The sequence below is a fragment of the Arachidicoccus ginsenosidivorans genome (assembly GCF_007971385.1).
Lineage (GTDB): Bacteria > Bacteroidota > Bacteroidia > Chitinophagales > Chitinophagaceae > Arachidicoccus > Arachidicoccus ginsenosidivorans.
This window is the reverse complement of sequence record NZ_CP042434.1, coordinates 4,901,380-4,925,516: the sequence shown is the minus strand read 5'-3', so window position 1 is coordinate 4,925,516 and position 24,137 is coordinate 4,901,380. Positions and strand designations below refer to the sequence as shown.

The window sequence follows — 24,137 nt, the reverse complement described above, 5'->3', positions numbered from 1 at the left end:
TCAAAAACATCCTTGGTAGGCGTATAAGCAACGGCGTTTTACAGATGCCAGTGTAACTGGATTTTATATTTAATTATTTACTGTTTATTTATTATCAAATCCCTACCTTCATCACTTGGGTCTTTTTAGATACGCCATTTTCATTAATGGCTTCTATCTGAAAATAGTAGGTTGATAATTTGTCCAGCAACTTGATCCAATACTGGTTATCCCCATAGACCATGATACAGTTGTATAGCTTCCCAGGCACAGTGCCATAATAAATATTATAAGCATATGCATCGTCAGAAGGTTTCCATTTCAGCCAGGCGTTACGACCATCTTTTTCCCTCTAAAAACACTAAAATCCACCACGCTGTCCGGCAAATCCCCATGTCCACGACCAAAGACCCTTAGGCCACTGATCGCAAATTTGCCGGTCGGCATGTGTATATTTTCCACTTTGATATATCTGGCTTCAACAGGCGAGGCGAGCGGTACATAGTCATGCGGCACATCCTTTTTATTATGGGACTTATCCACCAGTAAATGCCAGTGTGTCCCATCCTTAGAATCATAGAGCCTGTATTGAATAAAAATACCGGTTTGTTTACCCATTAAGGTGGCGTCCTGGTCCGCGTAATTAATTTGCACCGCACGAACCGTGGCAATACGACCCAGATCCGATATTATATATTCACCTTTACTTGCCGTGGCCGCACTCCAATAAGTCTGTATTCTTTCATCGACCGCATTATTGGCTGCATAACTACCCAGGGTGGAACTGACCCTGACAGGCTTGTTATAATTGAGCAGCATCCAGCCAGTAAAATAACTGGAATCATAACTGGGATTATCCTGCCAGTTTTTCTCTGAAGGCAGGTAATGAGGATAATCCCCAAAAGCTGTATTACACCACATTACATCCTGTTTGTCAAAACCAACAGGCCAGATACCAATGCGCCTTTCAAAATCATTTTTAACAGAGATTTCAATGGTACTCACATGCCAGTAGTTACCCTTGTTATCTTTAAAGGTGGATCCATGGCCCGCTCCGCGGGCAAATCCACCGGCTTTCAGACTATAGGGATCTGGTTGCGGGGTAAAGCCACCTAGGGGACTATTGCCAACAATCACCCCATCGGCGTAACCACTGAACTGGGTACCCGGGGCCGCGTATTGATAATAGTACTTGCCATGGTGTTTTGTCATCCAGCTACCTTCAATAAATGGATCTAAAAAGGTATTATCCCAGTTTTCTCCAAAACGCTGCCAGCCGTAACGCCAGTCTTCCAAAAAATAGATTTCCTTTCTATAGCCGATAGGCTGCAAAGTCTTTCTGTTTAATTCAATGCCGTAGGTCGGGTAGCGGTTGCTGCTACCGTTATACATATAAAGTTTGCCATCATCATCGGTGAAAAAGGCGGGATCCCAACCACCCAGCGAAAAAGAGTCGACGAGCGGTTTCCACTCATTGGCCTTAGGATTGGTACTCATCCAGATTGTAAAATTGCTGGTATAAGTAGAGCCAAATACCAGCATCGTATCGCCAATAATACCCACGGCCGGGGCGCAGAGATCATCATAGGTACCTGTATTCCAGGGGCGCAGAAAACTGTGGCTATTAAAATGCCAATCCGCCATATTATCACTCCACCAATAGCCTTTTTGATTGGTGGAAAATAAATAATAATCCCCTTTATAATTGACAATCACCGGGTCGGCCGTTGTGCGGTGTTTACCCCACAGCGCAAAATTAGGAATGGGCAAATAGCCGTAGTCTATATTAACCGGATTGCAATAGGTTCGCATTGGACTTGGGGAATCTGGGGATCGTTGTTGGGCAAAGACTAGCTGTGCGCAAAAAAGCAGTGTCATAAGGCTTGCTATAAAATAATAGAATCTTCGGGTTTTACAATTACTTCGTTTCATAATAGAATGGATTAGATGGTGTTGAATGCAATGAGACGGCATTAGTTAAACATAACTTCCCTGAACGAGACTTGTTATTATCTGCCCCAGGGTGCTATATTTGACAGATGCAGCGTTTATTTTTGAGCCGGGGTAATTACATTTACCCTGCGTGCTTGTTTATTTTCATTTAATTTAAGTGAGGACTTGAAAATCCCAGCTTTTTAAGTCCCTTTTGAATCTCCGGAATCTGCATAAATAAATGCCAGATAAGTCCGGTTCTGTAATTTTCAATCATGACCACAATGGGGCCCTGGTCAATAGCCAGATGCGTCGTCGCGTACCAGTTTTTGGATTCACTAAATCCGTCGGCAAATCCATAGGGGCCCCAGATCTTACTGCCCAGATCATAATAAAAATGCTTCAGCGCCTGCATGGAATACTTAGGCGTATAAGGAAAAGAGGAGAGGGCAGCAGTAGGCTGTATCACCCCCAGATCTACTTCAGGGCAGTGCGCTACATACCCTTTATAACTATCACCTGCTGTCAGTCCCCAGCAATTGGGGCCATAGCCTTTGTAATGTTTGGGGTTTTCTATACAATAGGCCCTGTTGATCAGGGTGTGATTTCTGGTCTGTTTGGCGTAATCAATACCATGATCGTCAGTTAACCCTTCGGGGTTGATCCCCAAATAAGTGTATTGTTCAAAAAATAAAGGCCCGCCTTTATCAAAATTGCCCAGCGGCAGCTCATAGCCGTAATAAGACTTGCCATTTTTCCAGCTGGCACTTTTCACCCAGCTGTTTTCATATAAGGTTTTGGAAATGGCATGGGTGGGGGAGGAGGCAGCCATAATATAAGTAATCAGCGCTTCATCATAACCATAAACCGGAAAATTCATCTGAAAATCATTCTCAGGACTCCAATGCCAGTATAGCGTCTGCTGACCTCCCTTGCTAAACCAGCTCCAGTTGGCATCCTGCCAGATCTGCTGGACCCGGTGGCTAAAATACTGCTCGGCCTTACTGCTCCCCTTAAAATATACTTTCGCTGCAAGTAACCCCATGAGGAGGTAAGATGTCTCCACAATATCGGCGCCATCATCAAGCGGACCAAAGGGAATGGTCTTACCCGTGGTGCCATTCATAAAATGCGGGAAGATACCATGGTAGCGGTCCGCTGTATTTAAAAAGTCTACCATCTTGATCAGCCGCTTTAATGCAGTGTCCCGGCCAATCCAGCCGCGGTTAACCGCCACAATAGTCGCCAGTATCCCCATGCCAGTGCCGCCAATCGCACAAGCTTCTGATCCAAAGCTGCCTTTACTTAAATTAGGAACATCATCCGCCTCATTGATATAGTCCCAGTAATAATCCGCCTGCACCGTATTATCCCTTTCTCTTGCCAGTCCGCTGACAGGGTGGGCATATTGCCAGAAATAACGAAAGGTCTGCCTCTGCACAATGGTGAGTAACGAATCATCCGAGATATTTTTAATAACACCCACAGGAGAGATACTGTCTTGTGCATACAGCGTAAATAAGGTCAATGCCAGAACTAAGGTGAGGAAGCTGTGTTTAATCATCGTTTATTAGGTTTAATTCAATAAATAAATTGATGCAGGTATTATGACACCACTCATGGGTTAATAACTACCGAGTCCCGCCAGGTGGTTTTTCAAAAAGATGGTCTATGATGGCTGATTTAAGCCGGATATCATCTGATGCGCTACCAATCAAGAACTGACAGCGCTGGGGAAGTACGTTTTTTTCCAGTTTTTCATTATAAGACAAGAGCGATTGCCTGGCTATATAAATGGTCACATTTTTAGAAGCGCCGGCAGCCAACATCACCTTTTTAAAGCCTTTTAACGCCTTGACCGGACGCAGCGGCCTGGAGATGATATTATGGATATATAACTGAGCGACCTCTGCGCCGGCTATTTTCCCGGTATTTTTAAGTGCAAAGGATACAGCAACGGCTGGTTGGTTTTGATAGGTGCAGTAATGCCATGAAAAATGGCTATAGCTAAAAGTTGTATAGCTTAATCCATGACCGAAGGCAAAGGCCGGAAAAATAGACAGATCAATATAACCTGTTTTATACAATTTATCCGAGTCGCTGGTAGCTGGCCGGCCGGTATTATAATGCGCATAATAAATGGGTATTTGCCCTTCACTTCTTGGAAAAGTTATGGGCAATTTGGCGGAAGGATTGTATTTTCCAAACAGGACATCTGCCATGGCCAGCCCCCCCTGGCTGCCTGACCACCAGGCGTATAAAATAGACGGCACTTTATCTTTTGCCCAGTTAAAAATCAGCGGCCGGCCGGCCATCAAAACCAGTACCACCGGTTTGCCGGTGGCTACAACCGCTTTTATCAAGTCCGCCTGCACACCCGGCAAATGGATATTGGATCTACTTTTGGCCTCACCGGTCATATCCGGTGCTTCTCCCATGGCCATTATAACGATATCTGCTTTTTGGGCAGCTTCAATCGCCTCTTGAAAACCTAGTCTAAGACTGTCGTTGATATTACACCCTTTGGCATAGCGTAATCTGGCCTTGGGGGCTTCCGCATTGATTCCATCCCAAAGAGAGGGTATTTGCTCATTGGGATCTATATTCAGCGACCAAAAACCTTTCAAAGCCTTTTTGGCCTTCACTAATGGTCCAATCAGTGCAATGCATTGAGTCGTAGCGGCTGATAGCGGCAACAAGTGATCTTTGTTTTTTAATAAAACCATACTTTTACGGGCCATATCCCGGGCGGCTGCATTGTTTTCAGGTTTATTGAGCGTGAGGCGTTCCCTGGTCGAATCAATAAAGCGGTAGGGATCCTCAAATAAACCCAGCTCAAATTTTTTCCTCAATATCCTACCAGCAGCTTCATCAATAAGGGCTGGATCTATTTTCTTCTCTTGAACCAGTTGTTTTAAATAACGGATATAGCTATGACTTTCCATATCCATATCACAGCCGGCCTCAAGGGCAGCGGCCGCTGCCTGCTGATCATTCATTACATATCCGTGCTGCACAAGCTCACCAATAGATCCCCAATCGCTGACAACAAAACCTTTAAAGCCCCACTGACCTTTTAAAACATCACGTAACAAGTACCTATTGGCTGTTGCCGGTACACCATTCAGATCATTAAAGGCATTCATAAATGTGGCCACACCCGCCTTTTCTGCAGCCAGAAAAGGCGGCAGATAAACTTCCCATAAGGTGCGCAGACTCATATCTGCGCTATTATAATCCCTGCCTCCGATGGCGGCGCCATAGGCGGCAAAATGCTTGGCACAGGCCATCACGGCGTCCAGACTACCCAGACCTTTTCCCTGTAATCCCCTGACCCTAGCCTGTGCCACGCAGGCCCCTAAAAACGGATCTTCTCCGGCCCCCTCCATAACACGCCCCAGCGAGGATCCCTTGCAATATCCACCATGGGCGCAAAGGTCCAGTTAAGGCCGGCAGCTGCTGCCTCTGTAGCCGCAATCCTGGCAGATTTTTTAATCGCTGTTGTGTCCCAGCTAGCCGCTTCGGCCAGTGGAATAGGAAAAGTAATTCTATAACCATGAATCACATCCATCCCAAATAAAAGCGGAATCTTTAGCCTGGATTTCATCGCCGCTTGCTGGAATTGGCGCACATGAGCCGTCCCCGTAATATTAAGCACCGCGCCTACTTTTCCTTCCCGGATCTGTTGGAGTTTATCCTGGACAGTACGAGTCACGGGACCAGTGGCAGCCCAATCACCATTATATTGATTGAGCTGACCTATTTTTTCTTCCAGGGTCATTTTGGATAGAAGCGCCTGAACTTTTCTCCCTGTCGCATCCTTACCGCCGGTAGTGTCTGTCATAAAATTATTTTGTACGGTTTGATGATCATTGGTCGCTCTAACCTGCTGACTTACGCTTTGCTTTATTAACCCCTTGGCTAATCCATTGGCTGCACAAATATTACAAGACAACAAAGCCGTCCACAAAGCCATAAAGGTGATAATAGTCATAAAAGATGAAGGATTCCTTAAGCAATCATAAAATGAACGGCTGCGACTTATATGATCAAGCCTATTAGCAGCGTTCCCATAAGATACGGCTTTGGCATAACAACTTTTGTAAGGACAATCCCCCTGCAGTTCAATGCCAGCATAGCTTTGAAAAAGGATCACTCTACTATATTTATTGCGTTCACTCATATTATTCATTTTATTAGATGAGGAGGGGAGACAGCAGAAAAACAATCAATTAGCGGGCATCCGCCAGGTTACCACTACAATACTTATCAGCTTGCTTATTAAAAAAAACATAATAATAATTTCTGCCCCACCGCTGTACCTTGATTTATCCTGATTAACCTTGGATGGAAGAATTCTTGTTCCCGATTGTATTTAAACTCGCCTCGTTTTCCAATTTGGCTATTTGTATAAAGACGCTCGCTGCTAAAGTCGAGCAATATTTTATCTACTTTTCTATTTACTCCATTAAATGGTTTCACTGTTTTCACCAAATCAGGTTAATATAACTGCGGCGGCGAATACTAACTCCATTTGTTTACTATGCCATCCCTGCACCTTAGCTAAAATCCATCAATTCAATTACCTTAATAACTGAAGCCTAGTTTTTGTAGTCCGCTTTTAACTTCCGGGCAGCTCATAAATAACTGCCATAAAAATCCAGATCTATAGTTTTCGATCATGACCACCTGCGGTCCCTGGTCAATGGCCAGATAGTCCGAATCAACCCAGGGATTGGTCAGATTAAACGCGTCATAAAAGCCGTACTTCCCCAGGATCCGATCGCCTAACTGATAATAAAAAAACGAATGGCGGCCATGGACGCTTCTGGTGTAAAAGCAAGGGCCGAAACAGCGGCCGTGGGGGCGATCACCCCCAGATCATTGGTCGGTGAGCTGGCACTATATCCCCCCTGAATATCACTGGCAGTCAGCCCCCAGCACTGGGCACTGTAACCATAATAACCCAGTGGATTACTTACACAGTAGGCATAATTAATCAAACTATGATTTTTGGTCTGCAAATCATAATCGCCATAAACATCTGTTAACCCACGGGGATTAAGCCCCATAAAGGAATACTGTTCAAAAAAGAGCGGCCCTCCTAAGTCAGGCCCCAGGGGCAATGTATATCCAAAATAGCTGTGGCCATTTTTAAGGGCGCCACTCGCAGCCCAGCCTTCATCATATACCGTTTTGTTAATTGAATGCGTTTTAGAGCTGGCGGCCAGTACATAGGTAATCAATGCTTCATTATAGCCCTGTACTTTTACATTCACAGCAAATTGATAATCCGGGCTCCAGTTCCAATAAAGCACCTGCTGGTTTTGCTGATACCATGTCCAGTCTACCTGATCCCAGAGCTGATTTATTTTGGTACGCAAATGCTGCTGTGTGGCATCCTCACTATTAAAAAACTGTCTTGCCGAGAGTAGGCCCATCATCAGATAAGAAGTCTCCACAATGTCACCACCATTATCATGGGGAGAAAAGGCAATAGTAGCCCCGGTATTGCCATTAATCCAGTGCGCAAATGCCCCATGATAAGTCGTGCACTTATCCGTTAAAAACTGCACTATTTTCTCCACCCGGGCAAGCCCGTCCGCTTTAGTAATAAACTGCCTTTTAACGGCAGCTATTATTGCCATAATACCAAAACCCGTTCCTCCAGTGGTACAAGTGGTAGGCGTGGAGCTCCTTTCCAGCGCCATCCCGGAAACGGGGTTGGCCAGATCCCAAAAATAGGCGAAGCTTCTTTTTTGGATAAGGGTCAGCAGACTACTGTCTGTTATCCTTTCAAATTTATCAGAAGAGTCAATAGCGGTTAATAAATTAACAGCGACTCCAGACTGCAAAGCAGTGCCAGCGCTGGAATGCAGTTCAGTAGAAAGGGCTAAGTTGTATTTTGTCAGATATTCAAGTTTACTGACAGGGGTAACCAAAAGCACGCTATCCGCTGCACCGGACTTTGCGGTAATCTTTATAGGGATTACCTTGCCCGCGGCGTCCTTAAGGGAAAGGCCTGCCTGCTCAGTACTAGCCGCCACAGGCGCATTAAAACTTAGTGTAATTACCGGACTTGTAGAAGTGCCCTGATATTTAAAGCCTTGTTGCAGACCATCTACCTTTACACTGTTTAAGGAAAAGATGGTAACTGGCGTATCCGCAGGTGGAGCAGGTGTAGGGGCTATCTGACCTGATTTGCCGCAGGCCTGAAGACATAGTAGAGCGGCCGACAGCCAAAGACTGATCCGGTAAAACTTAAACCGTCTTGAAGTAAAGTGGTATATCATTGTATGTAAAAATCTATGTCACTAAAAATTGACTATAAAGGATTAATTGGATAAACCTGGGCGCCCAAAATTCCGTGGGCACCAGGTTATCCTACCGTTTTTTTGAGATTCTATTTGTAACCATACTTGTTACTTTATTGATTTATAATGACTGTTAGCCTACCTGACTGCACTGACTGCACTGACCGCCTCATTGGTTCCCTTAGTACCATCCATGCGCAATAGATACTACAAGCCATTTAATTGCAATAAGTACAGGGCATGTATATCATCCCCACTCAGCACTTTGCTATACACCCTGAATTCATCGATATCGCCACTCAGGGAATTCATCCAGCCGTTCACCTGATGCGCATTGGCGTCAGGACCGCCGATGGTAAAACTAGTAGCACTGCCAAAATCATTTTGTGGATTAAAGGCATAATTTTGGGTTTCTGAGAAGATGGCGCCGTCAATATATATCCGCATGGCACCTGAGCTACCGTCATAGCTGAGGGCCAGGTTGTGCCAGTTGCCATCCAGCATTGCCGGCCATACCTGACCTTTATCAAACCACTGATCCATTAAACAAACTTTCCCGTAAGTCCCCGCTGAGTTATCCGCATTATTAAACAGCATAAAAAACTTACTTTGCTCCCAGGAATAACCTGGCTCGTTTAAAGACCAGGGAATATAGGAAAACAATTTCCCGTCGGCGTCCAGATTATCTGGATGGCGAAGCCAGCAGGCAATCGTAAAACTGTTTAGGGCGGCAATTTTGTTTTCCAAGTGGGTCTGGATAGCGCCCGGGCTGGCAATACGGGCACTTTGGCCCGTAATACCATCCACAAAGCTTACGGCGTCAGCCGGCTCTGGAGTCCCTTCAGTCTGGGTAACACTATCAATATACCCTCCATCAAAAGCCCAGTAAGCTAGTTGATTGGCAGCGGCTACTTCGCTGGAGGAAGTATATCCACCAATCGTATAGTCTGGTTTATAGCTGTCAGGATCAAAGGATTTTTGACAACTTGCCAACATGGCCAGCACTACGGCTACCATGCTCAGTTTGCCTGTAAGCCTACTCACAGTAAACCAGCCATTATTTATTGTTTTTATCGTATTCATCATATTAATTTTCAGAGTAATTTTTCAATGCAAATATTTTATTCACCTAATGTAAAAGCCTGCGCTGTTCACCACTTAGGTTTCTTACCAACCAGCGTTCTGTACCAGGATGCCACCGCTATTGTCTATTTCTGCCTGAGGAATAGGCCAGATGGAGTCTTTAGCCACCCATCCCAGCGGTCCAAATATAGTCGCTGCACGCCCTTGTCTGATTACATCAAAATAGCGGTCATTTTCCATGGCCAGTTCCACTCTTCTTTCATGGTAAATAGCCTTGCGTAACTGATCCTTGTCTGTGGTCGTTACTTTGGGCAGGTCAACCGTAGGGTTGGCGCTCTTGGCTCTTGCCCGGGCCCTTACTTTTTCCAGAGACGTAAGCGCATCTGCCGCGTGCCCCAACTCATTATTGGCCTCTGCGTTCATCAGTAATACATCGGCGTAGCGCAGTACCCGGACATTCTGGTCAGCGCCTTGGTTGGTAGCCACGGCCAATGTAAAGGGCACGTAGGCCTTCATATTGTACATAGTTGGTGCACCGGCGCTAGGTGGGGGACTACATCACCATCGGGCGTTGTAACACCGGCCCTCATTATGGTAGCCGCCAGGCGCGGATCTCCCGGCTCAAATGCATTGAGCAGATCTGTAGTAGGCACGTTAAAACCCCAGCCGGCATTGGTTTCTCTATTGCCCTGCACCTGGGCATACTGAGAGTTGGAGATATCTGAATTTCCAGCTACGTAATTACACTGCACCTCAAAAATGGATTCACTGCAGTTCTCACCCCTAATACGAAACATAGCATAATAATCCGGGTATAAACTATAGACCCCGATTGAATAACGCTGTTGGTATAATCCAGCACATTTTGCCACTTAGAAGCGTCTTTACCAGCTTCATACATATCGACTTTGGCATGTAGCGACAAGGCAGCGCCTTTGGTGGCCCTGCCTACATCGGCAGCGCCATAAGTGGCGGGCAGAAGCCCGGCTGCTTCTGTCAGATCCTGATCAATGGCGGCGTATACTTCAGCTGCCGTACTTTGTTTCGGATTAAGTTCTTCAGCTGTTTGGGGCAGTTTCATGATCAGCGGAATATTGCCAAAAGCTCTGACTAAGCGAAAATAAGACCAGGCCCGAATAAACTTAGCCTCGCCTTCATAACGGGATTTTAATGAGGCGTCCATACTAATAGCCGGTACATTGGCCAGTACCTGATTACAGAGATTGATATTTTGATACTGAGCGGTCCAAAAACCGTCCAGTTGTCCTTCAGAAGCGTCTACTGTAAAATTATCGTATTCATTGATATAGGTGGCATCTGTGGCAACACTGCCTTTAATAGCATCGTCAGAGCCCATATTCTCCACACAAATGGCAGCAAAGGCCACATTGTTCCAAGTGCGTAGATTGGCATAAATCGCATTGACAGCACGGGCTGCAGTTGCCGCATCAGCATTTGCCCAAAAATCTGTACCGGTTGGTGCCCCTGCAAGGCGCTTTTAGCGGAGGTAAAATCCTTAGAGCAACTACTGATCATTAGCGACATTAAAAGTAAACTACTAAAAATTAAGGCTGCCCATCTGCTAAGTAAGATATTTTTATTGCGTAACATAATTATTATTTTTAGGAGCTTAGAAAGTGAGGTTTACACCAAAATTATAAATGGCGGATAGTGGGTAGACATTATTGTCAATATTGATATTACCTGGTGTTCCACCCGAGATTTCTGGGGAAAATCCGGTGTATTTGGTAAAGATCACCGGATTTTGCGCATTGATATACAACCGCAGTTTCTCAATTCCCAGATGATTGCCAGCCAGCGGCAGGGTGTAACCCAATTGTATATTTCTAATTTTTAAATAGCTACCGTCCTCTACATACCAGGAATTGATATAATAATTCTGGCCACCGCCCAGATTAACGGAAGGATCCGTATTTGAGCTGCCTTGCCCATGCCAACGCTTATCATAGAAATCCTTTGTAAAATTCTCAGCCCCAAAACGCAGCCCTTTATTCGCGTTATAGACATCCACATCCGCTACACCGGACAAATCAATGGCCAGATCAAAGTGACGGTAAGTAAATGAGGTGTTCAGTCCATAGGTATATTTAGGATTGGGATTGCCAATCATGGTTCTGTCATTGCCATTGATGGCCAGACCATCGTCCGATAATTTGGCATATTTAAAATCGCCGGGTACTGCATTGGGTTGATACAGGACGCCATCGGTATTTTTATAATTTTGTACATCATCCGGTGATTGGAAAATACCAATAACTTTATACCCGTAGAAGGCCCCTACAGGCAGCCCAAGCGTGGTAATGGTGCCAAGCTGGCCACCGGTGGAAGCGCCACCGCCGGAATAGAATTTTTGATTGCCGCCATAGTTATTTTTGGTAAACTCATTTTTGTTATAGGCAATATTGGCACTAATGCTATAGGAAAAGTCACTGGAAGCCTGGTCATGCCAGGTGGCAGAGAATTCTAAACCTTGGTTCTGCAGTTCTCCAATATTTTCAATGACATAACTGGTGGTATAACCCAGGGCCCCTTGGAGTCCATAATAATAGATAAAATTCTGGGTTTTCTTATTATAATAATCTGCATTAATTTCTAAACGATTATGGAGCAGCGCCGCTTCCAGCCCAATGTCCGTGCCGGCGCTTTTTTCCCAGGTAAGGGGTGGTGGCAAAGGAGATTGGACACTTTGGCCGCTGGAGATCGTTTGGGTATTACCAAAAATAATACTGCTACTGGTGGTTTGCTGGGAAGCAGTATAGGCCGGTATGCCGTCATTACCTACTTCTCCCCAGCTGGCTTTTAGTTTTAATAAATCAAAGACCTGCTGGTCTTGCATAAAGTTCTCGCCGGTAATAATCCAGGCGACTCCTACCGAAGGCAGCAGTGCACGACCGGAGTTATCCGTAAAGACAGAGCTGGCATCTGAACGCAGCGTACTGGTCAGGCTATATCTGCTTTTGTAGCTGTAGGTGAGCCTGCCAAAATAAGAGGCTCTTTTGATAATAGAGATATCATCCGTGGTGGTACCATTGCCACTGGCTAGTTTTAAGTACCAGGTGGCAGGATCTGAGCTGAGTCCGCCGTCAAGGCCAGTGCTGTTTTGGCTGTAATTATAAATACGCTGCGCTTCCTGACCGGCCATAATGCTTACATGATGGACACCGCCAAAGGTATTGGCATAGGTCAGGGTATTGTCAATAATCCAGTCTTTTTGCCAGCTTGTATTGATGGAAAGTGTATTGTGGGAACTCATCTGATTGGCATTGGCTTTATAGACAGGGGTAAAGTTTTTAAAGTCGTTCTCATGATAGGTTCCACCTAAAATGGAATGCAAAGTAAAATGCCGCAACAGATCTATATTAACATAAGCGTTGCCATTGATATGATAAATCTGGGTAGCGGCATTATTATAGTCTAAGGTGACCTGTGGATTAGAAACGGAAGAGCCTAAACCATAATACCCGGGATCACCATAAAAGCCATTGGAAAAACGAACAGGCATAATGGGTGGTGCGGTATATAAATACCGCCAGATGCCGCCCGGTACGTCATGGGATTTGCTATAAGCCCCCATGACATTATAGCCAAAGGTAATTTTTGGCGTAAAGTGAATCTCATTGGCAAAATTTAAGGTATACCGCTGGTATTTATTTGTCTTTAACAGCCCTTGCTGACTAAGATAACCTAGTGAAAGATTGTAAACAGATTTATCTCCGCCACCATTAACAGACAATTGGTGGTTGGTGACAATGGCATTTCTGAGTTCAGCATTGAACCAATTGGTGCCTTGGCTGAACTGGGAAGAATCTAACATATTCGTACCGCCACTCACCCTTTGAAGTTCATTGTACAAAATGGCATATTCATGGCCATCGGCCATTGTTGGAATATTATTAGCTACCTGATAGCCTACATAGCCATTGTAATTGATGTTTAACTTGCCGGCAATGCCTTTATTGGTGGTAATGATGATTACTCCATTGGCGCCACGGACACCGTAAATTGACTCACTGGAGGCGTCTTTTAAAATACTCATACTTTTTATGTCCGCTGTATTTAAAAACGAGATATCATCCAGCCAGACGCCATCTACCACATAAAGCGGCTTGGGGTTCCCCTGAAAAGTACCCAGGCCGCGAATGGTGATATCGGGGCTGGAACCTGGTGCACCACTATTGGTAATCTGAACACCGGCGACTTTACCTTGCAGTGCAGCAATCGGATTGACAGAGGCTTGCTTTGCAATTTCCTCACCTTTAATCTGCGCTACAGAACCCGTGACATCTATTTCTTTTGGGTACCATAACCAATTACCACGACCGTGCTTTGGCTGGCCACCTGACTGGCAAGTTTGATGATCAGGTTGGTATTACTGGTCAATGTAACTGTTTTAGCGCCATAGCCAATACTTGAAATACTTAGTTGTTGATTTTGCTGTGCGCTAATGGTGAAAACGCCGGATGCATTTGTAATGACGCCATTGCTTTTTGTCGTCCCAAGCAAGACGATAGTAGCGCCAGCAACCGCGTCGCCAGTAAGCGAGTCGATTACCCGACCATGATAGTCGGTTTGCTGGGCAAAAATAAATGCCGGCAAAACCGTGAGTAGCAAAAGCAGAATGTGGATTTTTTTCATGCTAAATTTTATTTTAATTGTTAAATGCATATGGATTTGATCTACCTGGAGGGCGTGTTAAGACAATCCAAATCTACGTTCGTAAGTCGGCAAATTCAAAATTCATTAACACATCGAGACTACATCATTATTTCATTTTTAGCCCAAAACAACTACTCATATCTACATCATTACATCTTTTATTAATATATAAATAATTATACAACAAAATATTTATAAAATAATGAAGTAGAATTTGTATTTTTTATGAAATTGAAGTGGTAGAACACCTTAAATTGGCATTTTAACAAAAAAAGCATACCCATAACAAAGTTTTCAGGTAATTGGATTTTTAACTTTTGCCTAAAAAATCGTACAGGTAATAAATCAAAATCGGAGGGCAGAGGGCAGCAAGCTTGAAAAAAGTGCAGAAAATTGACCAGCTAAGGCATAACGGCAGGAAGATAACCATGGGCAAAGCACCGAGCCATTTGTTGACTTATAGTAACCCACACTTTTTATCCTGAAAAACAATGAAGTAGTATAAGACATAAATGGACAAGCCTAAATAAGAACACCCAATTTATTTTTGGCGTCTTTACCTAATATATACACCTAACACCTTAAAACGAATCATATAATCATTTAGATTTTCATGTTCGTCCAGATGGATTTTTTTACGTAACCGGTAGCGTTTAATTTCTACGCCGCGTGTAGATATATTTAGTAGGGGAGCGATCTCTTTGGTCGTTAAATTCATCCTGAGGTAGGCTGCCAGGCGCAGATCCTGCGCCGTGAGTTCCGGATAGGCTTTTATAAGTCGGTCAAAAAAGTCCTCATGGACTTTGTTGAACCCATTATCAAATAAATGCCACTCATTTTCCTCATCTTTAGCATTCTTTTCCAGCACTTTGCTTATTTTCTGTATGTGCGCATGAATATCTTCAATGGCCTGACTGTCCTTAATGGACTGCAAATGCGCTTTAAGCTTTTTAGTATGTTTTTCTTTTTGATCAGATCCATGGCTATTTTAGCCAGATCCTCGCTTTTATGAACAACTTCCTCAGAAAGTTGCGCTTGTTTTAACAGCAGGATTTCATGTTCATTTTTCTGCCTTTGCATGGCAATTTCTTCACGCATCCTTTTGGTCAGCAAAAGACGCTGTTTGTTGAGCCGGTGGCGATGCCATTTGACCAATAAATAGATGAGTAATATCGCCAAGAGTAAATAAAGGGCTTTAAACCAGCTGGTCCAGTACCAGGGATTTTGTACGGTGATATACAAGGTGGTAATATTATCCGTGTTTTTAGATTTTAGCCGGAAAATGTAATTCCCAGGCGCGAGATTGTCATATTCTTTTACGGCTGTTCTGGTCCAATCACTCCAGGTGGCATTTGTGCCATCATCCAGGCAGTAGCTATACTGCGTACTTTGCGTGTAACACATGGCAGAGAAATGCAGGATAAGCCCATTTTTATTATAGGGGAGTTTGATTTTGTCTTTACCTTGAATAAAAGAGGAGTCAATAAAGGCTTTTTTGTTTCTGCTTAATACCTCAATAGCGGTGATCGCGGGTGGCCGATTGTCCTCAAGGCTGGAGTTGCCGTTTTTGTTGAGCACCACAAAACCTTCTTCACCGCCTACAAAACTCTTAGTGGCAGTATAAGGAGTAATATTCTCATAACCCGCTACCAATCCAAATAATTTGCTATTGAAGGCAAAAGTCTGAAATGCACCGGTCTGGTTGTTTTTGTAGGTAATGCTGTTATCGTCACCGATTAAAAAAAGCCCGCTATTACCATCGGCAATAATGGTTTGGGTGTTCACGTAAGGTCCCAGCCGCTGGTTGATTTGCGGCGCCTGTTTTATTGTATTAGACTTAAAATCAAAGGTATATATCCCAGATTTGTCATTTAAATAGACATTTCCATCTAATTTAAAAAAGGAGAAATCGGCCTCCTTGGGCAAATTTTTTGCCTTAGCAATCTCCCGGATAACCTGGACACTTTTTAAATCAGGTGATAATTTAATGGCGAATATACCGTTATAGGCATGTTTTAACCATAAAACACCATCCTTATCAAAAACTAAGCGGTTAATCTGTTGATTTTCTGTACCATGAACATAATTAGAAAACTGCCACCGCCCATTTTCCTTTTTATAAATGGCTACGCCAAAATAAGTCCCCTGAACCAACCTGTCTGGCGCACCATCCATGGGCTCCATATCCCAGCTGCCTGTTGTATCGGTTACCAGACGAACTTTCCCATTATTAATAATGGCAGTTCCTGAATTAAAACTGCAAAATAGCAGACTATCAATGACTTTTAATCCCCAGACCTGGTTTATGATCGTGGGCACCCTGGTTAGCTTATTTTTATCAAAACTAGCCAGATCACTAAAAGGTGCCGAAAATAAACCGTGGTTGGTTCCTATATAAATATGCCCCTGAAATAGTGCTACCGAGTATACAGTACCTATATGCCCGTCCAGATCCAGGTAGTATTCAATATTTGAGTGCAAGATCAACTGGGCTATTCCTTTGTCAAGTGCCAGCCAGCAATTGCCATCCTTGTCTTTAATCAAATTGATAATCGTATTGTTCTGTAAACCGTTACTACGATCTAGCTTTTTAAGGATCCTGCCCGAACTGTCCATCAGTACGATACCGGCAGATATCGTCCCAATGGCATAACGGTTGTCGCTTATTTCTACGCCGTTATTAATTTCATTGTCGATAAAGTAAGTATCGTCGGCACTTTTAAACCGGCGTAGTGACTCACTGGTAAGGTTATAGCAGTACATACCGCTTTTTTCCGTACCGATCAACAGATCGTTTGCCCCGTAGGGTAGTATAAAAGTGACTTTAAGTTGTCTTATAGGTTCATCCGTACAGACAGCGGTTAAACTAAGATCATCGCCAATGCTAAAAATGCCCTTACCCAGGATATCTACATAGATTTTTCCCTGCACTGGAAACATAAACATAATCGTGCCAGGCGCAGATACTGAGCTGACTTTTCCATCCCGATAGCTGTAAATATGGGAGAATGACTGAAATAATACCTGATTGGCGGTAGGGATTATTTTCCAGATTTCCTCCTCTTTAAACTGTGGATTTTTAAACAAGTGATTTAGGGAGTGGTAATGCATGGTGCCATAAAGATTTTTTGCCAGTAGCCAAATTCACCAAAAGCACCCGAAAAGATTTTACCCTCATGATCGGCAGCCACACTGCGAATAACCTTTTTTTGAGGCAGCGTAAATAGCTGCCACTGCTCCCCATCATAGCGCAGTAGTCCCTGGTTATTTCCAAAATACATAATCCGGTTTTCATCCTGGGTGACAGACCAGTTCTGTCCCTCGGCCTTATAGGTACTTTTGGGATAGTTAATAACCTCTGGTTTGGTAAACTGCTGTCCTCGCAAATTAAAAGGTGCAACAAGGACAAAGCATACTAGGATAATCCAAAAATAATTGTGCGGGTAAATGCGCATAGGTTTATTAATATAATCAAGAAGCTGAACAACGTTTTGTACTGTATTTTATGGCCCGTTTTAGGCTTTCTCTACACTAAATTCAAATAAGCTGTCACCTCATCAATAAAATTATTGGATCCTTTAAAAAACATTTCATCATTTGCATTAAGATAATTTCGTATTGAAGTTAATAAAAATAGTCGTATTTACAGAAGTAAAAAACATCAAATATTTTCCGAAGGTTCATCGAATATAGATAGGCTCATGGAATCCCTATAAAAATGGCTTCATTTCTCTTGGTCTAGTAGCGTATAATTTAAACTAAAACGTCCAATTTAGTCCCCTTTTTAATTTTTGCTTTGCTATTTTGCACCATGAATAACAATAAAATATTTTTTGGCTGAAGGCCACTTAATCGAATTGCCAGGGTCTTAATTGCTGCCAGTTTATTTTGACCGCCTTTATTGGAAGAGATTAAAGTGTTGAGGTATTGAATTATTAAAACACCTATCAGCTGATGTGTAGATAAGTAAGCTGATAGGTTAAGGGACCTTTTGTGCCTATAATTTTCAGTACAGAAAAGGTCGCCATATAATTGAATGCAGTGCCAGCCAATACAAAAAGCCTACAGGTCAAATTTGCTACGGATGAAAAATGACCACTAATACACTCAATTACAAATTAGTAGAATTCAAATAAAAATCAATTAAAAATCATTCAATTTTTTTAAAATGAATCAACAAACGATAAGGCACCTAATCAAGAGGTGCAGGTGGATAGCCGTTTTATGGACCTCATGTCAGATTATGGGATAAAAACCCTTTTAGGTGACCCAAAAACGAAGAACTGACCATTCATTTTTTAAATGCAGTCCTCGACGGTTATAAAGTAGTGAATAAAATCACCTATGCAGACAAAGAGATCTTAGGTCCCATGAAAAGTGATCGTTCCGCTATTGTTGATATACTATGCAATAGCGATCAGGATGATCAATTTATCATTGAACTTCAACGCGTTAAACAAAAATTCTTCAAGGATCGGGGGTATTTTATGTAAGTCATGCCATCGTATCCAAGGCGCCCAAAGGTAAGGTTAATGGCAAAGTTTGGGATTATGAACAAAGCCCAGTAATTTTTATCGGACTCATGGATTTTGAGCTGGAAGATTCCACACCCGAAACATATAAATATTTTGTGCAGTATTGGGACCAAATTCAGCATAAACTATTTTATGATAAAACCGCCCTTATCTACCTGGAATTACCTAAATTTGCTAAACAGCTCTTCGGCGAAGATAAGCTAAACGAACTGAGCCCCCTTGGTAAATGGCTCTATGCCATAAAAAACATGGCCAGGCTTAGTGTCGTGCCAAAGTTTATGCAGGAAGGGCCGTTTAAAAAGGTAGTAGAAATGTCGGAAGTAAAAAACATGACTAAGAAGCAACGTGCTGCGTATCAACAAAGCCTACGCAATCTTTGGGATGAAAACGGTATGAAGAGCGGTTTAATCGAAAAAGGCAGAAAGGAAGTAGAAGAAGAAGCTGCGCAGAAAATAAAAGCAGCAGAAGAGAAGGCTGCAAAAGCTGAAAAGGATGCAAGGGCCGCAGAAGTAAAAGCAAAAAGAGAAAATTAGAAGCTATAAAAAATTATTACAAACCGGAATGTCCTCTTTAGATTGCGCAAAAATCTTTAACGTTGATCAGGCCTATGTCATGGATATTCAAAAATCAATAAAGCGCAAAGGATAACTTTAATTTAAGTTACAAAAACCGCCTAAATCTCTTCAGCGATAGAAATATTATGGATTTATTGCTGCAGAAATTTCGTTTCTATTTGTTAGTTATTGAAGGGTAAGTCTGAAGCTAGGAGCCTCTATGCGAATGGAGAATTATAAGTGACGGGGTAAAATCTTAGCTTCAGAACAAGATATTTTTGCCTTAAAAAACATGGCCAGACTCAGTGTCGTGCCAAAGTTTATGCAGCAAGTACCGTTTAAAAAGATGGTAAAAATGTCGGAAGTAAAAAATAAGACTAAGGAGCAACGAGCTGCGTATCAGCAAAGTCTGCGCCAACTTTGGGATAAAAACGGTAACAAAAAACGATGAATTCGATAAAGATCAAAAGCAGCAAAACAAGGAGCTGATAATGAAAGACAGCTGCCATCAAAAATCATTAGAAAACAAAATTGCGCCATATGTACTTGCGATTAGCTTTAACGCCGATGAGCCCTATATCTAGAATATTCAACATTCAACGAAGCGCAAAGGATAATTAAAATTTAAGTTATAGATGTTACTTAAATTTATTTAGCCAATTGCTATTGTAATTTCAATGTAACACATTTTTAGATTCCTTCAATTCGATAAAAATGTAATAGGTTCAAATAAATTTTATTCAATGTACTCTTTAACGATTTTAATTAAAGTCAGGTCATTCATTTAACCTACTTAATAATAATTTCTGAAATAATATCTTTGAAAATTTTAGTACACTAAAAAACAAAACTTAATATTAAAAAAATGAATATGGAAGAAGAAAAGATTAGGGCAATGAAAACGGAAGAAGAAGTGATTAGGTCTATGACTGATAAGCAGTATATAATTCATCAGCGATGGCTTCGAAGGCTATGGGATAAAAACGGCATGCTAGAATTTGCATTTGCTAAAGGGCTAAAAGAAGCGTTATTGGAAAAAGGAATAAGCATAACAGAAGCCGAACTCGAAAAAAATCGAAAGCGTGGTTAATACAAAAGAAACAGGAAACAGAAGGAGAAATAGCAACATTTTATGAAAGAGATGAAAAAGAAACAATACAAGAATTATTGCAAACCGGAATGCCTGCTTTAGATTGTGCACAATTATTTAACGTGGATATGTCTTATATAATTGATATTCAAAAATCAATGAAGCCAAAAAAATGATTTTTATGCGCGTTTTATTAATTAACGCTCCTGTTTCAACTACTCGGGGAGGGGGCAGAAAATACGCAATCAAGTAAATGCAACTTATGTTCTAGGGAGACCTAATTTATGTCAAAGTAAGAAATTCGTAATAATTTAAACCGACCATTTCTTATTCACTTAGGAACAACTGAATTCAAGCTTAATTCAGCAAAGCAGATGAAAAAAGACGACTTATAGAACCTTTCGTTAATCGAAAATTAAATATTAAAATGGATTGAAAAAAATATCGGTCAAGGGAGTGCTTTTTAATGCTCACCCTTGACCGAATTTTAAAGCTGATTTTATTTTCACAATATGCACGGACACCTCCAGGCTGCCTGGAACTTCGGTTACTTTTATTTAGAACTAAATAGCCTATTACTCTGCAATCAATTCAAAATGATGCTTGAGCGGTTTATTTATCTGGTAGATCTTATCCACATAATCTTTCATTTGTTGCTTTAACTGCTGCCCATGCGTTCTGACTGCCTCATAATCTCCGTATTTAGCATTTAACCAGCCATTCGTTGCCAAATTCGCCTGAATGGTGTCGGTCGCCTCCTGGGTTTTATTAAACAGTAAACCTTTGTCATATAAAAGTCGTATTGTACCCAATAATAATTTCTGAACTTAGCCTCAATGTCTTTTCTTTTTGAGTTCAATCCATTATCTGAAGCGCTTGTCTATACTGGGGTGTATTATGCAAGGTAGCCAGATTAACACCCGCCTTTAACGCTTGGCCAGAAAAAGTCCCAATGGGCTGACCGTCAATTTTTAATAAATAAGCACGCCCAGTAAGCCCTTCAATTTTCATCTGCTCATTACTAAATTGCTGCATAAACGGAATGACACTTAAAGCTTCTGTCTCTATTTGTTTATTACCCAGACCCTGGCCACTGTATCCACCGGGAAAGGAAGTGACTCAGCCAGGTAATCAAAACTTAAACCGTCCCCTTGCTGCTTGATCGTACTTACCGTACAATTTTCCATTTTAATTGCTTTTGGGCTACCGGCCTTTAAGGTAAAATCAGCAACAGGCTTTCCAGCCAGCCCCTGATCTTTTAGGAAAATATAAGCCATAATCAGATGCCCCGCACTGCCTGGGTGAATTCTATCAGGTCCAGTGGAAGTATAAGTGGAATCTTTTTGTTGTTCTCTTTGATTGATCACTGTCATCGGGTGAAACAAATCCACATAGGCCCAGCCTTGGTCTTTGGCTGCCTTTTTCTGGAATGCCGTAATTTCATCCATGGTTTTCCATTTACCTTTAAATAGACTACCTTCCTGTTTAACAGTTTCATCGTAAGGGGAGGAGGCCATCAGGATTTTATGTATCTCCGGGTGCGCCAGCAATGTATCTTGAATTTTCAGATAGCTTTTATAAGACTCGTCCACAAAAGTTTTTCTCTTAGCCTCGGTCACCGGATTTTTCGTATCGTTGTACTCAAAGTATTTACTGTCATTCATGCCAAAGCTCACCACAAGTTTTGTCGGTTTTTTGGGTAGTAGATCACCCGGTAAGCGCCGATAAATCTGTTCAGCCACATCACCTCCGACGCCGCCGTTAAAAATAGTAATGCGCCTGTCTGGAAAATGGGTCATATAATAAAGCCAGATATAAGATTCATAGAATCCAGCTTCGGTGATACTATTACCCGCAAAGACCACCCGGTCTCCCGGCTTAAAGGGTGCTGGTTTCTTTTGTGCATAACTACTTGCCAGTAAAAAACATAGCGAGAAGCTTAAAATTGCTGTTTTTTTCATTTTTTATGTTTTCAAATAAAATCTAAATTAATTGGATATAACAGAAATAACCCAAAAAGCGGCAAAAATAGCCTGAAAGTAGAAGGAGCGTATCATCCCAGCCTTATATAAGCCCAGCCAAATGCCGATAAGATGGATCATTTCGCTAAAAAGACACTTTTATTTGCCGTTTACCGCCATTTTTAAAATAAATTTTGCTACCCTTGTTACGCCCCATGTCCATGATCATCAAATTGATAAAGTTCTCTAAAAATACGATTTTCACCGGTAATAAGAGTGGCGGTATATGCCCGGATATGTTTCTTAAGCACGGAGGCAATACATCACCAGCTCTCTAAGGTAGATCCAAAGCAAAATTTATGAATTACACGAACACGAAGCACCCGCAAAAAAATCACGCCACCTTTTATTAAGCACCTCTGCGCTGCTTATTTTTTTTATAGCAATTATGATCCTAACCAACTTAGGTTCTCCTTTCGTTTACGGCCAGACAACCAGTCCTCTCCAACCAGAACAATATTTGCGGGTATCCTCCGTTTTGCAAAACCATATGGTCGTACAACAAAATAAACCCTTTAAGGTATGGGGCCACGGCCCTGTTGGGGCAAGCATTAGTATAAAGGCAGACTGGATGCCATCAGCCATCCAGGTGGTATGTGATAATCAGGGAGCTTTTGAAGGTATTATTACGGTTCCTAAGGCCAAAACAGGCGATTATACGCCGCACCATATCATTGTCCGGTATGGCAACCAAATAATCCAACTTAATGATCTGCTCATCGGCGATGTATGGTTTTTAAGCGGTCAATCCAATATGCAGTTTGCCGTCCATGAAATGCTGGATTCTACTAATACAATTGCCAGCGCCAATCCACATATCCGACTACTCAATGTCGCACTTAATTTCAGTGCCAGTCCCATTGATTCTATTTCAGGCACCTGGAAGCGCTGTTCACCAGCCAGCGTCCGGGATTTTAGCGCAGTAGGGTATAGCTTTGGCAATAAAATTCAACGTGAGCTGGATATACCCGTTGGGCTGGTTTTTTCTGGGATTGGCGCCTCTGCCGTGCAGGCTTTTGTACCCGAAGCGGTGCTGCAAAAAGATACCATGCTCAACCGGGTTTATCTAAGCCCTTATTTGAGTTCCCCTAAATCGAAAGAAAAAATAGATGCCGGATTTAGCTTTGAAAAAGTTACGCGACCGTTTTTACTCTATAACGCCCTGATTCATCCATTTATCCGTTTATCCATCAAGGGCGTCTGCTGGTACCAGGGCGCCACCAATTATAAAGATCGTAAAAGTTTTACCCAGGCCACCATTGCCCTGATTAAAAGCTGGCGAAAAGCATTTCAACAGGGAGATCTTCCCTTTAATTTTGTACAGATCGCACCCTATGCCCATGGCAAAATGGATCCAACAATTGCCGGAGACGGCTTTTTCCGGGAAGCCCAGCATCATATTCTAAGATTAAACAATACCCATATGGTCGTGACCATGGATGTAGGCAGCCCAGAAAACCTGCATCCAAAGGATAAAAAGCCAGTAGGTGAGCGTCTGGCAGCCACTGCACTTAACAGAACTTATGGCCGGTTAAACGAACCCTATCTGGGCCCTGAATTCGACTATGTCCGCTTTACCGGCGACACGGCCACTGTGCATTTTCTGCCTGCAACAACATCAGGCGGCCTGACAACCAGGGACGCGAAAGCGCCAGCCTTCTTTTATCTGGCTGGAAGTGACCGGGTTTTCCATCCCGCTACCGCCACTATTCGAGCAAACACGGTTGTTATTTATGCCAAAGAGGTCACCAGGCCAGTGGCGGTCAGGTATGCCTTTTTCAATTATCCGGTGACCAATTTGCAGAACGGGGCCGGCTTCCCAGCCCTGCCCTTTAGAACAGATAATTGGCCGGAAAAACCAGAAAATTATTAAAGGCGTTTAAAAATAGATAAGAATCTCAAACAGATAGGTTCAATACAAGGTATAGCTCGGTAGGGGAAGTGCAATAGAC

General features: G+C 42.6%; 18 protein-coding genes and 3 pseudogenes. 3 read left to right on the top strand and 18 right to left on the bottom strand.

Annotated features, from left to right (window positions below; translation table 11 throughout):
* Positions 1 to 94: 94 nt before the first annotated feature.
* The 15 genes and pseudogenes from FSB73_RS25695 to FSB73_RS19720 form a co-directional block, all read right to left on the bottom strand.
* Entirely contained in the window at positions 95 to 250 is a 156-nt protein-coding gene (locus FSB73_RS25695; RefSeq protein WP_225974201.1) for a hypothetical protein, read from the bottom strand.
* A 50-nt stretch (positions 251 to 300) separates the two neighbouring features.
* A complete protein-coding gene (locus tag FSB73_RS19770; protein WP_225974200.1) occupies positions 301 to 1,857 on the bottom strand; it encodes a family 43 glycosylhydrolase in 1,557 nt (518 codons plus the stop codon).
* A gap of 223 nt (positions 1,858 to 2,080) precedes the next feature.
* A complete protein-coding gene (locus FSB73_RS19765; RefSeq protein WP_146786204.1) occupies positions 2,081 to 3,475 on the bottom strand; it encodes a glucoamylase family protein in 1,395 nt (464 codons plus the stop codon).
* 67 nt (positions 3,476 to 3,542) lie between these two features.
* Complete coding sequence (locus FSB73_RS25690; protein WP_225974873.1) at positions 3,543 to 4,637, bottom strand: glycoside hydrolase family 3 C-terminal domain-containing protein; 1,095 nt, start codon at positions 4,635 to 4,637, stop codon at positions 3,543 to 3,545.
* Between the two features lie 180 nt (positions 4,638 to 4,817).
* Positions 4,818 to 5,692 (bottom strand): annotated as a pseudogene (locus tag FSB73_RS25685) (glycoside hydrolase family 3 protein); the annotation flags it as partial.
* Positions 5,693 to 6,498: 806 nt separating this feature from the next.
* Positions 6,499 to 8,204: pseudogene (locus FSB73_RS19755) on the bottom strand (glucoamylase family protein).
* 228 nt (positions 8,205 to 8,432) lie between these two features.
* Entirely contained in the window at positions 8,433 to 9,311 is an 879-nt protein-coding gene (locus FSB73_RS19750; RefSeq protein WP_146786200.1) for a LamG domain-containing protein, read from the bottom strand.
* An 81-nt stretch (positions 9,312 to 9,392) separates the two neighbouring features.
* Entirely contained in the window at positions 9,393 to 9,824 is a 432-nt protein-coding gene (locus FSB73_RS25680; protein WP_225974199.1) for a RagB/SusD family nutrient uptake outer membrane protein, read from the bottom strand.
* Positions 9,821 to 10,060 carry a hypothetical protein gene (locus tag FSB73_RS25675; protein WP_225974198.1) on the bottom strand — a complete coding sequence of 80 codons (240 nt, stop codon included), beginning with the start codon at positions 10,058 to 10,060 and terminating at the stop codon, positions 9,821 to 9,823. Before FSB73_RS25675 ends, FSB73_RS25680 begins: the two co-directional genes overlap by 4 nt.
* Entirely contained in the window at positions 10,042 to 10,665 is a 624-nt protein-coding gene (locus FSB73_RS25670; RefSeq protein WP_394344810.1) for a RagB/SusD family nutrient uptake outer membrane protein, read from the bottom strand. Before FSB73_RS25670 ends, FSB73_RS25675 begins: the two co-directional genes overlap by 19 nt.
* 273 nt (positions 10,666 to 10,938) lie before the next feature.
* Complete coding sequence (locus FSB73_RS19740; RefSeq protein WP_262712670.1) at positions 10,939 to 13,575, bottom strand: SusC/RagA family TonB-linked outer membrane protein; 2,637 nt, start codon at positions 13,573 to 13,575, stop codon at positions 10,939 to 10,941.
* 38 nt (positions 13,576 to 13,613) lie between these two features.
* Positions 13,614 to 13,964, bottom strand: coding sequence for a carboxypeptidase-like regulatory domain-containing protein (locus FSB73_RS19735; protein WP_158639625.1), 351 nt, complete (start codon positions 13,962 to 13,964; stop codon positions 13,614 to 13,616).
* A 577-nt stretch (positions 13,965 to 14,541) separates the two neighbouring features.
* On the bottom strand, positions 14,542 to 14,919 hold the full coding sequence (locus FSB73_RS19730; protein ID WP_146786193.1) for a helix-turn-helix transcriptional regulator: 378 nt from the start codon (positions 14,917 to 14,919) through the stop codon (positions 14,542 to 14,544).
* Positions 14,859 to 17,096 carry a ligand-binding sensor domain-containing protein gene (locus tag FSB73_RS19725; protein ID WP_146786190.1) on the bottom strand — a complete coding sequence of 746 codons (2,238 nt, stop codon included), beginning with the start codon at positions 17,094 to 17,096 and terminating at the stop codon, positions 14,859 to 14,861. Before FSB73_RS19725 ends, FSB73_RS19730 begins: the two co-directional genes overlap by 61 nt.
* Positions 17,078 to 17,440 (bottom strand): hypothetical protein, encoded by a 363-nt coding sequence (locus FSB73_RS19720; protein WP_146786187.1) that lies wholly within the window; start codon positions 17,438 to 17,440, stop codon positions 17,078 to 17,080. Before FSB73_RS19720 ends, FSB73_RS19725 begins: the two co-directional genes overlap by 19 nt.
* Before the next feature lie 873 nt (positions 17,441 to 18,313).
* Here FSB73_RS19720 and FSB73_RS19710 point away from each other — a divergent pair.
* Positions 18,314 to 19,053 (top strand): annotated as a pseudogene (locus FSB73_RS19710) (PD-(D/E)XK nuclease family transposase).
* Between the two features lie 892 nt (positions 19,054 to 19,945).
* A complete protein-coding gene (locus FSB73_RS19705; protein ID WP_146786178.1) occupies positions 19,946 to 20,164 on the top strand; it encodes a hypothetical protein in 219 nt (72 codons plus the stop codon).
* 575 nt (positions 20,165 to 20,739) lie between these two features.
* Here FSB73_RS19705 and FSB73_RS19700 read toward each other — a convergent pair.
* Genes FSB73_RS19700 through FSB73_RS19690 form a run of 3 tightly spaced genes read right to left on the bottom strand, consistent with a single transcriptional unit; the run spans position 20,740 to position 22,125 of the window.
* Complete coding sequence (locus FSB73_RS19700) at positions 20,740 to 20,976, bottom strand: hypothetical protein (RefSeq protein WP_146786175.1); 237 nt, start codon at positions 20,974 to 20,976, stop codon at positions 20,740 to 20,742.
* Positions 20,977 to 21,019: 43 nt separating this feature from the next.
* Positions 21,020 to 21,199, bottom strand: coding sequence for a hypothetical protein (locus tag FSB73_RS19695; RefSeq protein WP_146786171.1), 180 nt, complete (start codon positions 21,197 to 21,199; stop codon positions 21,020 to 21,022).
* A gap of 29 nt (positions 21,200 to 21,228) precedes the next feature.
* The gene (locus tag FSB73_RS19690) at positions 21,229 to 22,125 is read right to left on the bottom strand and encodes an SGNH/GDSL hydrolase family protein (RefSeq protein WP_146786166.1); all 897 of its coding nucleotides are present in this window, start codon (positions 22,123 to 22,125) and stop codon (positions 21,229 to 21,231) included.
* 448 nt (positions 22,126 to 22,573) lie between these two features.
* On the opposite strand from FSB73_RS19690, the gene FSB73_RS19685 reads away from it, so the two are divergent.
* Complete coding sequence (locus FSB73_RS19685; RefSeq protein WP_146786162.1) at positions 22,574 to 24,058, top strand: sialate O-acetylesterase; 1,485 nt, start codon at positions 22,574 to 22,576, stop codon at positions 24,056 to 24,058.
* Positions 24,059 to 24,137 lie beyond the last annotated feature (79 nt).

Excerpts from the sequence above, each read along its gene's own strand:
- FSB73_RS19690 (WP_146786166.1), bottom strand. The coding sequence starts at position 22,125 with ATGAAAAAAACAGCAATTTTAAGCTTCTCGCTATGTTTTTTACTGGCA.
- FSB73_RS25680 (WP_225974199.1), bottom strand. The coding sequence starts at position 9,824 with ATGAAGGCCTACGTGCCCTTTACATTGGCCGTGGCTACCAACCAAGGC.
- FSB73_RS25690 (WP_225974873.1), bottom strand. The coding sequence starts at position 4,637 with ATGGTTTTATTAAAAAACAAAGATCACTTGTTGCCGCTATCAGCCGCT.
- FSB73_RS19765 (WP_146786204.1), bottom strand. The coding sequence starts at position 3,475 with ATGATTAAACACAGCTTCCTCACCTTAGTTCTGGCATTGACCTTATTT.
- FSB73_RS19735 (WP_158639625.1), bottom strand. The coding sequence starts at position 13,964 with ATGAAAAAAATCCACATTCTGCTTTTGCTACTCACGGTTTTGCCGGCA.
- FSB73_RS19750 (WP_146786200.1), bottom strand. The coding sequence starts at position 9,311 with ATGATGAATACGATAAAAACAATAAATAATGGCTGGTTTACTGTGAGT.
- FSB73_RS19695 (WP_146786171.1), bottom strand. The coding sequence starts at position 21,199 with ATGCAGCAATTTAGTAATGAGCAGATGAAAATTGAAGGGCTTACTGGG.
- FSB73_RS19770 (WP_225974200.1), bottom strand. The coding sequence starts at position 1,857 with ATGACACTGCTTTTTTGCGCACAGCTAGTCTTTGCCCAACAACGATCC.
- FSB73_RS19685 (WP_146786162.1), top strand. The coding sequence starts at position 22,574 with ATGATCCTAACCAACTTAGGTTCTCCTTTCGTTTACGGCCAGACAACC.
- FSB73_RS19720 (WP_146786187.1), bottom strand. The coding sequence starts at position 17,440 with ATGCGCATTTACCCGCACAATTATTTTTGGATTATCCTAGTATGCTTT.
- FSB73_RS19705 (WP_146786178.1), top strand. The coding sequence starts at position 19,946 with ATGGAAGAAGAAAAGATTAGGGCAATGAAAACGGAAGAAGAAGTGATT.
- FSB73_RS19725 (WP_146786190.1), bottom strand. The coding sequence starts at position 17,096 with ATGCATTACCACTCCCTAAATCACTTGTTTAAAAATCCACAGTTTAAA.
- FSB73_RS25670 (WP_394344810.1), bottom strand. The coding sequence starts at position 10,665 with ATGGGCTCTGACGATGCTATTAAAGGCAGTGTTGCCACAGATGCCACC.